The organism is Streptomyces aquilus (assembly GCF_003955715.1).
Lineage (GTDB): Bacteria > Actinomycetota > Actinomycetes > Streptomycetales > Streptomycetaceae > Streptomyces > Streptomyces aquilus.
Genome location: NZ_CP034463.1, coordinates 2,993,331 through 3,006,382, shown reverse-complemented (window position 1 = coordinate 3,006,382; position 13,052 = coordinate 2,993,331). Strand labels below are relative to the sequence as shown.

Annotated in this window: 15 protein-coding genes; 13 read left to right on the top strand and 2 right to left on the bottom strand. The window is 71.9% G+C overall.

The window, feature by feature from the left end; genetic code table 11:
- Positions 1-27 precede the first annotated feature (27 nt).
- On the bottom strand, positions 28-1,590 hold the full coding sequence (locus tag EJC51_RS13885) for an oxidoreductase (RefSeq protein WP_399580358.1): 1,563 nt from the start codon (positions 1,588-1,590) through the stop codon (positions 28-30).
- 248 nt (positions 1,591-1,838) lie between these two features.
- Here EJC51_RS13885 and hisD point away from each other — a divergent pair, with 248 nt between their 5' ends.
- From hisD to EJC51_RS13840, 10 genes are all read left to right on the top strand, one after another.
- Positions 1,839-3,164 carry a histidinol dehydrogenase gene (gene hisD / locus EJC51_RS13880; RefSeq protein ID WP_126271360.1) on the top strand — a complete coding sequence of 442 codons (1,326 nt, stop codon included), beginning with the start codon at positions 1,839-1,841 and terminating at the stop codon, positions 3,162-3,164.
- Complete coding sequence (locus EJC51_RS13875; RefSeq protein ID WP_126271359.1) at positions 3,161-4,270, top strand: histidinol-phosphate transaminase; 1,110 nt, start codon at positions 3,161-3,163, stop codon at positions 4,268-4,270. Before hisD ends, EJC51_RS13875 begins: the two co-directional genes overlap by 4 nt.
- Positions 4,267-4,860, top strand: coding sequence for an imidazoleglycerol-phosphate dehydratase HisB (hisB, locus tag EJC51_RS13870; protein ID WP_028808075.1), 594 nt, complete (start codon positions 4,267-4,269; stop codon positions 4,858-4,860). The genes EJC51_RS13875 and hisB overlap by 4 nt, the downstream gene beginning before the upstream one ends.
- On the top strand, positions 4,857-5,021 hold the full coding sequence (locus tag EJC51_RS47690) for a hypothetical protein (RefSeq protein ID WP_165951131.1): 165 nt from the start codon (positions 4,857-4,859) through the stop codon (positions 5,019-5,021). The genes hisB and EJC51_RS47690 overlap by 4 nt, the downstream gene beginning before the upstream one ends.
- Positions 5,012-5,662: an imidazole glycerol phosphate synthase subunit HisH gene (hisH, locus tag EJC51_RS13865; protein ID WP_126271358.1), complete on the top strand. Its 651-nt coding sequence runs from the start codon at positions 5,012-5,014 to the stop codon at positions 5,660-5,662. Before EJC51_RS47690 ends, hisH begins: the two co-directional genes overlap by 10 nt.
- On the top strand, positions 5,662-6,387 hold the full coding sequence (priA, locus tag EJC51_RS13860; protein WP_126271357.1) for a bifunctional 1-(5-phosphoribosyl)-5-((5-phosphoribosylamino)methylideneamino)imidazole-4-carboxamide isomerase/phosphoribosylanthranilate isomerase PriA: 726 nt from the start codon (positions 5,662-5,664) through the stop codon (positions 6,385-6,387). Before hisH ends, priA begins: the two co-directional genes overlap by 1 nt.
- Complete coding sequence (locus EJC51_RS13855; protein ID WP_207924753.1) at positions 6,384-6,788, top strand: RidA family protein; 405 nt, start codon at positions 6,384-6,386, stop codon at positions 6,786-6,788. The genes priA and EJC51_RS13855 overlap by 4 nt, the downstream gene beginning before the upstream one ends.
- On the top strand, positions 6,785-7,540 hold the full coding sequence (gene hisF / locus EJC51_RS13850) for an imidazole glycerol phosphate synthase subunit HisF (protein ID WP_126271355.1): 756 nt from the start codon (positions 6,785-6,787) through the stop codon (positions 7,538-7,540). The genes EJC51_RS13855 and hisF overlap by 4 nt, the downstream gene beginning before the upstream one ends.
- Before the next feature lie 108 nt (positions 7,541-7,648).
- On the top strand, positions 7,649-8,236 hold the full coding sequence (locus EJC51_RS13845) for an ArsR/SmtB family transcription factor (RefSeq protein ID WP_126271354.1): 588 nt from the start codon (positions 7,649-7,651) through the stop codon (positions 8,234-8,236).
- A 14-nt stretch (positions 8,237-8,250) separates the two neighbouring features.
- Positions 8,251-9,498 (top strand): MFS transporter, encoded by a 1,248-nt coding sequence (locus EJC51_RS13840; protein ID WP_126271353.1) that lies wholly within the window; start codon positions 8,251-8,253, stop codon positions 9,496-9,498.
- A gap of 3 nt (positions 9,499-9,501) precedes the next feature.
- Here the strand turns inward: EJC51_RS13840 and EJC51_RS13835 are convergent, their stop codons facing one another.
- A complete protein-coding gene (locus tag EJC51_RS13835; RefSeq protein WP_126271352.1) occupies positions 9,502-10,137 on the bottom strand; it encodes a TIGR03085 family metal-binding protein in 636 nt (211 codons plus the stop codon).
- A gap of 139 nt (positions 10,138-10,276) precedes the next feature.
- Between EJC51_RS13835 and hisI the strand changes: the two genes are divergently transcribed.
- From hisI to EJC51_RS13820, 3 genes are read left to right on the top strand one after another with little or no spacing between them, the layout of a single operon-like run.
- On the top strand, positions 10,277-10,672 hold the full coding sequence (hisI, locus tag EJC51_RS13830; RefSeq protein ID WP_097273929.1) for a phosphoribosyl-AMP cyclohydrolase: 396 nt from the start codon (positions 10,277-10,279) through the stop codon (positions 10,670-10,672).
- Positions 10,673-10,683: 11 nt separating this feature from the next.
- Positions 10,684-12,162 carry an anthranilate synthase component I gene (locus EJC51_RS13825; RefSeq protein ID WP_126271351.1) on the top strand — a complete coding sequence of 493 codons (1,479 nt, stop codon included), beginning with the start codon at positions 10,684-10,686 and terminating at the stop codon, positions 12,160-12,162.
- A gap of 52 nt (positions 12,163-12,214) precedes the next feature.
- Complete coding sequence (locus EJC51_RS13820; RefSeq protein ID WP_126271350.1) at positions 12,215-12,856, top strand: TIGR02234 family membrane protein; 642 nt, start codon at positions 12,215-12,217, stop codon at positions 12,854-12,856.
- Positions 12,857-13,052 lie beyond the last annotated feature (196 nt).

The following is a 13,052-nucleotide window of genomic DNA, read 5'->3' as shown; positions in this document are numbered from 1 at the left end:
GGACCGCCGTGCCCCCGAACGTCGGCGTCAGTTGCGTCTCAGCAGCCTCGTCGCCCCGGCCGCCACCGTCGTCGCCAGGATCCAGCCCAGCAGGATCATCGCCGCCGCCAGCCACTGCCAGCCGCCGCGCAGCTGCCAGAAGCCGACCTGGCCCAGGTCGATGACCGGCAGGAGCAGGTCGAGGGCGAACAGGGTGGCGTTCCAGTGCGGGCCCTCGTCGCCCTTGAGTGGCGGATGGTCGGCGTGCGCGAAGGCCAGCGAGCCCGCCGCCCACAGCACCGCCATCCACACCAGCGCCCGCCCCGGCCGGTAGCCGTAGGCGACCGTCCAGTCCTGCGCGTACCCCCACAGCTTCGCGGCCGGCGGCAGCGTCTCGCGGCGGCGGCGCTGCTTGGCGAGCAGTACCTCGCGCGCGTCCTCGTCCTCGCCGCCGGCCCGCAGCACGGCCGCGAGGCGCTCGTACGGCTCCGGGTTGTACTCGGCGGTCGCCGCGGACACCCACGCCAGCCGCTCCTCCAGCGGGAACGGGCCCCTCGGCACCAGGTTCTCGTAGCCGAAGCCGCCCATGTGCAGCCGGCCCGGGCCCGGCCAGCTGTCGGTGCGGTCCATCAGGTTCACCACCCGCGCCCCCGACAGCACCACCCGCCCGCGCGCCGGTGCCTGCCCGAGGAAGCGCAGCTCGGGCGTCTGGATGCGGCGCAGCGACACCTCCTGGTCGTCGGTGAGGGTGAAGCGGGCCTTGTCGAAGTCGACCGCGTCCCCGAACCGGCCGTCGTCCAGGCGCAGCCCGCCCCGGCAGGTGAACCGCTGGATGCGCGTGCCCTGCGCCGGGGTGGCCCCGCTCAGCAGCGGGCTGCCGACACCCGCCGGCGTCAGGTACATCGAGCGCCCGACGGTCAGCTGGGGAGCGTTGAGCGCGAGCCGCGTGTAGGGGTTGGCCAGCTTCGCGCCGCGCAGGCTCAGCGAGACACCGACCTTGGCGCTGCGCAGGCTCAGCTCGCCGTGCGACTCAAGCAGCTCGGCCTGGAGATCCTGGCCCACGCTCATGCCGTCGGCGGCGATCGAACGGCCGCTGCGGTCCCGGTAGACGATCGCCTGGTTGAGCAGCAGATCGGTGCCGATGTGCGCGTCGGTCAGCCGTACGCCGTTGTGGAACCGGCAGCGCGGCAGATGCAGATCGCCCTCGGTGTGGACGCGGGCCGCCTCCAGGCGCGGCACCGAGCAGTCCACCAGGCGCAGGGTGGCGAAGCGGGCCTCCGGCAGCAGGACGTCCCGCTCGAACCGGCAGCCCTTCATCTCCACGTACGGCACCACGGTGCCGCCCGCCAGGTCCAGCGCGCCGCTGATCTGCACGCCGGCCAGCTTCAGCGACGACACCCGGCCGGCCAGTGCGGGCGGCCCGTCCAGCAGCAGCCAGCACACGATGCGGGCCCGCACGGTCCGCTCCGGGCCCCACGGGTGGCCGCCGTGCGGATCGTCGACGACCGCGTCGCCGCTGCTCAGGTCGTACACACTGCCGTTGCGGAAGGCCTGCCACATGCCGACCTCGGCAGGCGTCAGATCGTCCGGCAGGTCCCCCTCGGTCACCACTCCTCCAATCGCGTGCGCATCCCCGTCATGCCCGCGTCATGCCCGCTGGGTGAGGCCCCGAACGCGGGCCTGTCCGGCGGATCAGGTCGCAGTAAAGCAGCGGTGCCTCATCGACCCCGCGTCTGCGGCATGATCCGCCGGACAGGCCCATAGACGTGAAGGCGATCTTCCAGGTTGCGTACCAGGTCGCGTATCAGCCATTGGAATGCCCGAACGACGCCGGACCGTGGTCTGAGAGAATTGGGTCTGTGATCTCCCGAATCGATCTGCGCGGCGACGCCCTCCCCGAGGGCCCCGCCCTGCGCGACCTGCTGCCCCGAGCCGACTTCGACGTTCAGGCCGCCCTGGAGAAGGTGCGTCCGATCTGCGAGGCCGTGCATCATCGGGGCGACGCGGCGCTGATCGACTTCGCCGAGAAGTTCGACGGGGTCCGGCTGGAGTCCGTACGGGTTCCGGCCCAGGCCATCAGCGAGGCACTGGAGTCCCTCGACCCGGCCGTCCGCGCGGCCCTGGAGGAGTCCATCCGCCGCGCCCGGCTCGTCCACCGCGAGCAGCGCCGCAGCACCCACACGACCCAGGTCGTCCCCGGCGGCACCGTCACCGAGAAGTGGGTCCCGGTCGACCGGGTCGGGCTGTACGCGCCCGGCGGCCGGGCCGTCTACCCGTCCTCCGTGATCATGAACGTGGTCCCGGCCCAGGAGGCCGGCGTCGAGTCCCTCGCCCTCGCCTCCCCGGCGCAGGCCGAGTTCGGCGGCCTGCCGCACCCGACGATCCTCGCCGCCTGCGCGCTGCTAGGCGTCGACGAGGTGTACGCCGCCGGCGGCGCCACCGCCGTCGCGATGTTCGCGTACGGCACCGAGTCCTGCGCGCCCGCCAACCTGGTCACCGGCCCCGGCAACATCTGGGTCGCCGCCGCCAAGCGCTACTTCACCGGCAAGATCGGCATCGACGCCGAGGCGGGCCCGACCGAGATCGCGATCCTCGCGGACGACACCGCCGACCCGGTGCACGTCGCCGCCGACCTGATCAGCCAGGCCGAGCACGACCCGCTCGCGGCGGCCGTGCTGGTCACCGACTCCGTCGCGCTCGCGGACGCGGTCGAGAAGGAGCTGGAGCCGCAGGTCGGGGCCAGCAAGCACATCGACGAGCGGATCCGCCCGGCCCTGGAGGGCAAGCAGTCCGCGATCGTCCTCGTCGACGGCATCGCCGAGGGCCTGCGGGTCGTCAACGCCTACGGCGCCGAGCACCTGGAGATCCAGACCGCCGACGCCGGCGCGGTCGCCGAGCGGGTCCGCAACGCGGGCGCGATCTTCATCGGCCCCTGGGCACCCGTGTCACTCGGCGACTACGCCGCCGGGTCCAACCACGTCCTGCCCACCGGCGGCTGCGCCTGCCACTCCTCCGGGCTCTCCGTCCAGTCCTTCCTGCGCGGCATCCACATCGTCGACTACACGAAGGACGCGCTGGCGGACGTGGCGCACCACGTGGTCACGCTGGCGGAGGCGGAGGACCTGCCCGCGCACGGCGCGGCGGTCAAGGCAAGGTTCGGGTGGAAGGTGCCTGAGAGCAAGTGAGCTTCGGAATCGACGATCTCCCCGTACGGGACGAGCTGCGCGGCAAGTCCCCTTATGGCGCGCCCCAGTTGGACGTGCCCGTACGGCTGAACACCAACGAGAACCCCTACCCGCTGCCCGAGCCGCTGGTGGAGCGCATCGCCGAGCGCGTCCGCGAGGCCGCCCGCGACCTCAACCGCTACCCCGACCGGGACGCGGTCGAACTGCGCACCCAGCTCGCCAAGTACCTGACGGACACGTCCGGTCACGAGGTCGGCCTGGCCAACGTCTGGGCCGCCAACGGCTCCAACGAGGTCATCCAGCAGCTGCTCCAGACCTTCGGCGGCCCGGGCAGGACGGCGATCGGCTTCGAGCCGTCGTACTCGATGCACGGCCTGATCGCGCGCGGCACGGGCACGGGCTGGATCTCCGGTCCCCGGAACGAGGACTTCACCATCGACGTCGAGGCGGCCGCGCGAGCGATCGCCGACGCCAGGCCGGACGTCGTCTTCGTCACCACCCCCAACAACCCCACGGGCAACGCGGTCCCGCCCGAGACGGTCCTCGCGCTGTACGAGGCCGCGCAGGCGGCGAAGCCGTCGATGGTCGTGGTCGACGAGGCCTACGTCGAGTTCAGCCACGGCGACTCGCTGCTGCCGCTCATCGAGGGACGGCCCCAGCTGGTCATCTCGCGGACCATGTCGAAGGCCTTCGGCGCGGCGGGTCTGCGCCTCGGCTACCTCGCCGCGCACCCGGCGGTGGTGGACGCCGTACAGCTCGTACGGCTGCCCTACCACCTGTCGGCCGTCACCCAGGCGACCGCCCTGGCCGCCCTGGAGCACACCGACACGCTGCTGAAGTACGTCGAGCAGCTGAAGGCCGAGCGGGACCGGCTGGTGAGCGAGCTGCGTGAGCTCGGTTTCCAGGTCGTGGAGTCCGACGCGAACTTCGTGCAGTTCGGCCTCTTCGACGACTCCCACGCGGCCTGGCAGAAGATCCTCGACCGGGGTGTCCTGGTCCGGGACAACGGCATCCCGGGGTGGCTGCGGGTCTCCGCCGGAACCCCCGAAGAGAACGACGCGTTCCTCGACGCGGTCCGTGAGTTGAAGAAGGAGCTGAACGCATGAGCCGCGTGGGACGCGTGGAGCGAGTCACGAAGGAGACCTCCGTGCTCGTCGAGATCGATCTCGACGGCAGCGGCAAGGTTGAGGTGGCGACCGGGGTCGGCTTCTACGACCACATGCTCGACCAGCTCGGCCGGCACGGTCTGTTCGACCTGACCGTGAAGACCGAGGGCGACCTGCACATCGACTCGCACCACACCATCGAGGACACCGCCCTCGCCCTGGGCGCCGCCTTCAAGCAGGCGCTCGGCGACAAGGTCGGCATCTACCGCTTCGGCAACTGCACGGTCCCGCTGGACGAGTCCCTCGCCCAGGTGACGGTGGACCTGTCCGGGCGCCCGTACCTCGTGCACACCGAGCCCGAGAACATGGCGCCGATGATCGGCGAGTACGACACCACCATGACCCGGCACATCCTGGAGTCCTTCGTCGCCCAGGCGCAGATCGCCCTGCACGTGCACGTGCCGTACGGGCGCAACGCGCACCACATCGTGGAGTGCCAGTTCAAGGCGCTCGCGCGGGCGCTGCGCTACGCGTCCGAGCGGGACCCGCGCGCGGCCGGCATCCTCCCCTCCACGAAGGGCGCGCTGTGAACGGGCTGTCCACCGTCCTGATCGTCCTCGGCCTCTTCCTGGTCGGCGGGATCATCTCCTTCGTCAAGCAGGGGATGCCCAAGCAGCTCGTCGTGCTGCTCTCCATCGGCGCCGCGATGTGTCTCGTCGCCGGTGTCATGAGGCTGGAGGTGTGGAGTTGAGCGCATCCTCGAAGAAGGTCGTGGTCTTCGACTACGGCTTCGGCAACGTGAGGTCGGCCGAGCGTGCTCTCGCGCGCACCGGGGCCGACGTCGAGATAACGCGTGACTTCGACAAGGCGATGAACGCCGACGGGCTGCTGGTGCCGGGCGTCGGCGCCTTCGCCGCCTGCATGAAGGGCCTGCGCGACGCGCGCGGCGACTGGATCATCGACCGTCGGCTGTCCGGCGGGCGCCCGGTCATGGGCATCTGCGTCGGCATGCAGATCCTCTTCGCGCGCGGCATCGAGCACGGCGTGGAGACCGAGGGCCTCGACGAGTGGCCCGGCTCGGTCGAGCCCTTGCAGGCCGACATCGTGCCCCACATGGGCTGGAACACCGTGGACGCGCCGGCCGGCTCCGAGCTGTTCGCGGGCCTGGACACGGACGCCCGCTTCTACTTCGTGCACTCCTACGCCGTCCACGACTGGACCCTGGAGACCGCGAACCCGGCGATCAAGGCCCCCCTGGTCACCTGGTCGACGCACGGCAAGCCCTTCGTGGCCGCCGTGGAGAACGGCGCCCTGTGGGCCACGCAGTTCCACCCCGAGAAGTCCGGCGACGCCGGAGCGCAGCTGCTGAACAACTGGATCGGAACCCTCTGATGCCCTCGAAGCTTGTACTCCTTCCCGCCGTGGACGTCCGCGACGGCCAGGCGGTCCGCCTCGTGCACGGCGAGTCCGGTACGGAGACCTCGTACGGCTCCCCCCTGGAGGCCGCCCTCGCCTGGCAGGCGGCGGGCGCCGAGTGGCTGCACCTGGTCGACCTGGACGCCGCCTTCGGCACCGGCGACAACCGGGACCTGGTCCGCCAGGTCACCGAGGCCATGGACATCAAGGTGGAGCTGTCCGGCGGCATCCGCGACGACGCCTCCCTGGCCGCCGCGCTCGCCACCGGCTGCACCCGCGTGAACCTCGGCACCGCCGCCCTGGAGAGCCCGGAGTGGGTCGCCAAGGTCATCGCCGAGCACGGCGACAGGATCGCGGTCGGTCTCGACGTCCGCGGCACGACCCTCAAGGGCCGCGGCTGGACCAGCGAGGGCGGCGACCTCTACGAGGCGCTGGAGCGTCTCGACAAGGAGGGCTGCGCCCGGTACGTCGTCACCGACATCGCCAAGGACGGCACGCTCCAGGGCCCCAACCTGGAGCTGCTGCGCAACGTCTGCGCGGCGACGGACCGGCCGGTCGTGGCGTCGGGCGGCGTGTCGTCGCTGGACGACCTGCGCGCCATCGCCGAGCTGGTACCCCTCGGTGTCGAGGGCTCCATCGTCGGGAAGGCCCTGTACGCGAAGGCGTTCACGCTGGAAGAGGCCTTGGAGGCTGTGTCCTGATGACTGATGCCGTACGGCGGGTGCAGAGCGGAAGCCCCTGGGAGGAGTCCTTCGGTTTCGCACGCGCCGTCGCGGTGGGCGACCGGGTGCTGGTCGGGGGCACGACGTCCTTCAAGGGGTCGGTGCTGTACGGCGAGGGCGATCCGTACGAGCAGGCCAAGGTCGCCTTCGGTACGGCGATCGAGGCGCTCGGCGAGTTCGGCCTGGACGCCGGGTCCGTGATCCGTACGCGGATGTATCTGACCCATGCGCGGGACGTGGACGACGTGGGCCGCGCGCACAAGGAGCTCTTCGACGCGGTGCGTCCGGTCTCGACCCTCCTTGTCGTGGAGGGCTTCGTGGACCCGCGCATCCTCGTCGAAGTCGAAGTAGAGGCATTCAGAGGAGCCGTGAACTCATGACCCTGGCGGTCCGAGTCATCCCCTGCCTGGACGTGGACAACGGCCGGGTCGTCAAGGGCGTCAACTTCCAGAACCTGCGCGACGCGGGCGACCCGGTCGAGATGGCCAAGGTCTACGACGCCGAGGGCGCCGACGAGCTGACGTTCCTGGACATCACCGCGTCGTCCGGCAACCGCGAGACCACGTACGACGTGGTGCGCCGCACGGCCGAGCAGGTCTTCATCCCGCTCACGGTCGGCGGCGGTGTGCGGACCGCCGAGGACGTGGACAAGCTGCTGCGGGCCGGTGCGGACAAGGTGGGCGTCAACACGGCGGCCATCGCCCGTCCCGACCTGATCCGCGAGATCGCCGAGCGGTTCGGGCGCCAGGTGCTGGTGCTGTCGGTGGACGCGCGGCGCACTCCCGAAGGCACCTTCGAGGTCACCACCCACGGTGGCCGCAAGGGCACCGGCATCGACGCCGTCGAGTGGGCGCACCGGGCCGCCGAGCTGGGGGCGGGGGAGATCCTGCTCAACTCGATGGACGCGGACGGCACCAAGGACGGCTACGACCTGGAGATGATCGCCGCCGTCCGCAAGCACGTGACGGTTCCGGTGATCGCGTCCGGCGGCGCCGGCAAGCTCGCCGACTTCGCCCCGGCGATCGAGGCGGGGGCGGACGCGGTCCTGGCGGCGTCCGTGTTCCACTTCGGCGATCTGCGGATCGGCGAGGTGAAGGACGCGCTGCGGGGGGCCGGGCACCCGGTGAGGTGACGCGCTGCTGAGGGGAGCCCCGGCTGCCGGTGAGGTGGGCGGGGCTTTCTTGCCGGGAGATAGGAAAGGAAAGTTGCGCAACTTTTCTTTCCTATCTACGATAGCGGCATGGCAAGCAAGGAGAACCGCCGCATCAAGGATGTGGGGACGCTGAAGGCGCTGGCGCACCCCTTGCGGGCGAACCTGTACCGGCTGTTGTCCGTGGCCCGTGTGGCCACCGCCTCACAGCTCGCCGACCAGGTGGACGAGGCCGTGTCCCTGGTCAGCTACCACCTGCGCAAGCTCGCCGAGCACGGGCTGATCGAGGAGGCCGAGCCGCAGACCGGTGACGGCCGGGAACGCTGGTGGCAGCCGTCGTCGGACGGTGTGAGCATCCGCGACGCGGACTTCCGGGACGCCCCGGAGAAGGCCGCCGCGCACACCGCCGCCACCCGCCTCTTCCATGAGCAGCGCGCCGACCTCTACCGGCGCTACCTGGACGAGCGCGCGGCGTGGGGGCCCGAGTGGAACACGGCCTGCCAGGACTCGGAGTCCTGGCTGCGGCTGACCCCGACGGAACTGTCCGAGCTGGGCGAGGAGTTGCTGGCCCTCGCCAGGAAGTACGACGAGAAGGGCCGGGCCGCCGAGGCCGCCGGCGACACCGAAGGGCGCGAGAACGTCGCGTTGCACGTGTACGGCTTCCCGTTCCGCGTCTGAGAAGGGCTCCTGTCATGACGGTCACCGCCGTAGCCCCGGCCCATGTCGGCAAGGCCCACCGCGACGGCAACGTCCTGCGCTGGCTCGCCGCCTACACCTCCTCCATGGTCGGCGACAGCGTGTACTACATCGCCCTGTCCTGGGCCGCCGTCCAGACGGGCAGCGCCTCGCAGGCCGGGCTCGTGATGTCCGTGAGCGCGCTGCCGCGGGCGGTGCTGATGCTCGGCGGGGGAGTCGTCGCCGACCGGCTCGGACCGCGCCGGGTCGTCATCGGCAGCGACGTGGTGCGCTGCGCGGCCGTCCTCGCGGTGGCGGCGCTGCTGTTCCTCACCAGCCCCGGGCTGTGGCCGCTGGCCGCGCTGGCGTTCGTCTTCGGCACCGTCGACGCCGTGTTCATGCCGGCCGTGGGCGCCCTACCCGCGCGCGTGACGTCACGGGACCAGCTCGCGCGCGTGCAGGGCATGCGGGGCCTGGCGATCCGGTTCGCGAGCGTGGTCGGGGGACCGCTGGGCGGCCTCGGGGTGGCGGTGGGCGGGGCGGCGGCCGCGTTCGGGCTGGCGGGGCTGCTGATCGCGGTGTCGGTGCCGCTGCTCGTGTCCGTACGGGTGGGGGAACTGCCCGCCGACGACAAGGCCGGTGACAGCCCTCGGGGCAGCGCCTGGAGCGACCTGGTGAGCGGCCTGCGCTACATCCGCCGGCACCGCGTGCTCGCCCCGCTGATGCTGGCCATCGCGCTCGGGGACCTCGGGTTCGTCGGCCCCCTCAACGTCGGCCTGACCCTGCTCGCCGACGAACGCGGCTGGGGCGCCTCCGGCATGGGTGCCGTGCTCGCCGGGTTCGGGGTCGGAGCCGGCGCCGCCTCTCTGCTCCTCACCGTGCGCGGGCGGCTGCCGCACGCCGGGCAGGTCGCGGCGTACGCCATCCTCGCGGGCTCCGTCGCCATCGGGGCGCTGGCGTTCGTGCCCAGCCTCCTCGCCGCCGTCGGCACCGCCGTGCTGGTCGGGCTCCTCGCCGGGCTCAGCGGCGCGATGTGCGGGGCGCTGCTCCAGACCCAGGCCGACGCCGCCTACCTGGGCCGCGTCACGGCCGTCTCCGGACTCGTCAGCCTGGGCTTCGCGCCGCTGAGCATGCCGCTGTCCGCCGCGGCCATCGGGGCCTGGGGCACGGGGCCGGTGTTCGTCGTCAGCGCGGCGGTGTGCGGACTCGGCGGGGTCGTCGCCCTGCTGGTACGGGACCTGCGCCGAGCCGAACTCCCGAAGTGACCCCTAGATACCGAGCTGCTTGCCCTCGGACAGCTTCGCGATGGCGTCCTTCTCGCCGTCCAGGTCCACCTTGGCGGCGCTCTTGCGGCCGTACAGGAACAGCAGCAGCTCCGACGGCTCGCCCGTCACCGTCACGACCGGCGTGCCGCGGTGGGCGACCGCCGTCTGGCCGTCGGGGCGGCGCAGCACCAGGCCGGTCGGGGCGCTGCGGCCCATCAGCCGGGCGGTGCGCTCCAGGCGGGACCACAGGGCGTCCTGGAAGACCGGGTCGAGCTCGCGGGGCGTCCAGTCCTCCTGGGCCCGGCGGACGTCCTCGGTGTGGACGTAGAACTCGATGATGTTGGACGCCTCGTCGAGCTGCTTGAGCTGGAACGGCGAGAAACGCGGCGGCCCGGTCCGGATCAGCTGGATGAGCTCCTCGTACGGCTTGGCCGCGAACTCGTCCATCGCCTTGTCCAGGCGGGCGGAGAGCTGCTTGATGAGGAGGCCGGCGGAGGCGTCCGGGCGCCGCTCGCGCACCACCACGTGCGCGGCGAGGTCCCGGGTCTGCCAGCCCTCGCACAGGGTGGGCGCCTCGGGGCCGGCGGTTTCCAGGAGATCGGCGAGCAGAAGTCGTTCACGCTTGGCGAAAGTCGACATGCCGTCAGCCTACGACCGCGTAGCGGGTCCGCCCACCCGTCTCCCGGCCACCACCCCTCACCGAGGCGCTTCGCGCCGCCTTTTCCAATCAGTGGACACCACGCCGGAACTGTCAGCGGCGCGCGGCACAATGGCACCCATGACCAGCACGCCCCCGCCCACCGCCCTCGACCCCGAGATCGCCGCCCGCCTCAAGCGCAGCGCCGACGGGCTCGTCCCCGCCATCGCCCAGCAGTACGACACCGGTGAGGTGCTGATGCTCGGCTGGATGGACGACGAGGCGCTGCACCGCACGCTCACCACCGGCCGCTGCACGTACTGGTCGCGCAGCCGCCAGGAGTACTGGGTCAAGGGCGACACCTCCGGCCACTTCCAGTGGGTCAAGTCGGTCGCGCTGGACTGCGACGCCGACACCGTCCTGGTCAAGGTCGACCAGGTCGGCGCCGCCTGCCACACCGGCGCGCGCACCTGCTTCGACGCCGACGTGCTCCTCAAGGACGGCGCCGGTTCCGGCGTACCGGCCGCGGATCAGTAAGGTCAGCCGCCATGGACCTCGAGACCTTCCGCAAGCTCGCCACCGACCGCCGTGTCATCCCGGTCACGCGCAAGCTCCTCGCCGACGGCGACACCCCGGTCGCGCTCTACCGCAAGCTCGCCGCCGAGCGCCCCGGCACCTTCCTGCTGGAGTCCGCGGAGAACGGCCGCTCCTGGTCTCGCTACTCCTTCGTGGGCGTGCGCTCCGCCGCGACCCTGACCGCGCGCGACGGCCAGGCCCACTGGCTCGGCGCCCCGCCCGTCGGCGTCCCCGTGGACGGCGATCCGCTCGCCGCCCTGCGCGCCACCATCGAGGCCCTGCACACCCCGCACCAGGAGGGCCTGCCGCCCTTCACCGGCGGCATGGTCGGCTATCTCGGCTACGACATCGTCCGCCGCCTGGAGAAGATCGGCCCCGGCGAGCGCGACGACCTCCAGCTGCCCGAACTCACCATGCTCCTCACCAGCGACCTCGCCGTCATGGACCACTGGGAGGGCTCGGTCCTGCTGATCGCCAACGCGATCAACCACAACGACCTCGACACCGGAGTCGACGAGGCCTACGCCGACGCGGTGGCCCGGCTGGACGCCATGGAGGCGGACCTGTCCCGCGCGGTGGCCCAGCCGCCCGCCGTCCTGCCGCCCTCCGAACTGCCCGAGTACACCGCCCTGTGGGGCGGCGAGGACTTCCAGGCGGCCGTCGAGGACATCAAGGAGCGCATCCGCGCGGGCGAGGCCTTCCAGGTCGTCCCCTCCCAGCGCTTCGAAACGCCGTGCACGGCAAGCGCGTTGGACGTCTACCGGGTCCTGAGGGCCACCAACCCGTCCCCGTACATGTACCTGTTCCGCTTCGACGGCTTCGACGTCGTCGGCTCGTCCCCCGAGGCCCTCGTGAAGGTCGAGGACGGACGGGCCATGGTCCACCCCATCGCCGGCACCCGCTGGCGCGGGGCCACCCCGCAGGAGGACCAGGCCCTCGCCGACGAACTGCTCGCCGACCCCAAGGAGCGCGCCGAGCACCTGATGCTGGTCGACCTCGGCCGCAACGACCTGGGGCGGGTCTGCGAACCGGGCTCGGTCGAGGTCGTCGACTTCATGTCCGTCGAGCGGTACTCCCACGTGATGCACATCGTCTCGACGGTCACCGGAAAGGTGGCCGAGGGCCGGACGGCCTTCGACGTCCTCACGGCCTGCTTCCCGGCCGGCACCCTCTCCGGCGCCCCGAAGCCCCGCGCGATGCAGATCATCGACGAACTCGAACCGTCCAGGCGCGGTCTGTACGGCGGCTGCGTCGGCTACCTCGACTTCGCGGGCGACTCCGACACGGCCATCGCCATCCGAACGGCCCTGCTCAGGGGCGGTACGGCCTACGTCCAGGCGGGCGCCGGGATCGTCGCCGACTCCGACCCGGTCGCCGAGGACACCGAGTGCCGCAACAAGGCGGCGGCGGTGCTGCGCGCGGTGCACACGGCGAACCGGCTCGGGCAATAGGGCGCTTCTCATAGGAACCCCGGGTGACGGTTCGCCCGGGGTTCGGGCGATAGTGGAGTACGTGACTGCCGTTCCTCACCCCCGTTCCGAAGCCGCAGGACCCGCCAGGGCCGGCCGCCTCAGCCTCGCCACAGCCCTGCTGGCCGGTGCCCTCGGCGCGGCCGTGGCGCTGCTCGCGACCCGTCAACAGTGGTCGTCGGGCACCGCGACGGTGGCCGGCGGCGACTTCCCGCTGACCGCCAAGGGCAGCGACGTCACGGGCGTCCCCGCGGCCCTCGCCATAGTGGGCCTCGCCGCGCTCGTCGCCGTCTTCGCCGTCCGCAAGGTGGGCCGCTTCGCGGTCGCCGCGCTGCTCGCGCTCTCGGGCGTCGGCATCGTCGTCGCGGCGCTGCTCGGCGTCTCCGACAGCTCGGCACTCGACGAACAGGCGGCGTCCGCCTCCGGCGACGCGGCCGCCACGGTCGACGGTCTCAGCCACACCGCGTGGCCGTACGTCGCCGTCGCCGGCGGTGCGTTGATCCTGCTGGCCGGGTTGCTGGCGCTGCGGTACGGGCGGATGTGGCCCGCGATGTCCGGGCGCTACGAGCGGAACGGGGCGCCTCGGACGGTTCGGCGGGCGAAGGCCGTTGATCCCGAGCGGCCTGAGGAGATGTGGAAGGCGTTGGATCGGGGCGAGGACCCCACGGGGGCGTAGCGCTCCGCCGGGGAGGACCCGTTTTCGGGTGCGGGCCGACCGTGGCTGGTCGCGCAGTTCCCCGCGCCCCTTGGGGGGGTCCACTCACCCGCGTTGACCCGCTAGGGCCACCCCTGCTCACCTCTCCCGTGCACGTGCGGAAGAATGGTCTCCGAGCGTCCGGCTCAGACACGAATACAGCAACGAGGAGCAAGTC

Coding starts and splice junctions, on each gene's coding strand:
- EJC51_RS13825 (WP_126271351.1), top strand. CDS start 10,684: ATGGACCTCGAGACCTTCCGCAAGCTCGCCACCGACCGCCGTGTCATC.
- hisI (WP_097273929.1), top strand. CDS start 10,277: ATGACCAGCACGCCCCCGCCCACCGCCCTCGACCCCGAGATCGCCGCC.
- hisB (WP_028808075.1), top strand. CDS start 4,267: ATGAGCCGCGTGGGACGCGTGGAGCGAGTCACGAAGGAGACCTCCGTG.
- EJC51_RS13835 (WP_126271352.1), bottom strand. CDS start 10,137: ATGTCGACTTTCGCCAAGCGTGAACGACTTCTGCTCGCCGATCTCCTG.
- priA (WP_126271357.1), top strand. CDS start 5,662: ATGCCCTCGAAGCTTGTACTCCTTCCCGCCGTGGACGTCCGCGACGGC.
- EJC51_RS13840 (WP_126271353.1), top strand. CDS start 8,251: ATGACGGTCACCGCCGTAGCCCCGGCCCATGTCGGCAAGGCCCACCGC.
- EJC51_RS13845 (WP_126271354.1), top strand. CDS start 7,649: ATGGCAAGCAAGGAGAACCGCCGCATCAAGGATGTGGGGACGCTGAAG.
- hisF (WP_126271355.1), top strand. CDS start 6,785: ATGACCCTGGCGGTCCGAGTCATCCCCTGCCTGGACGTGGACAACGGC.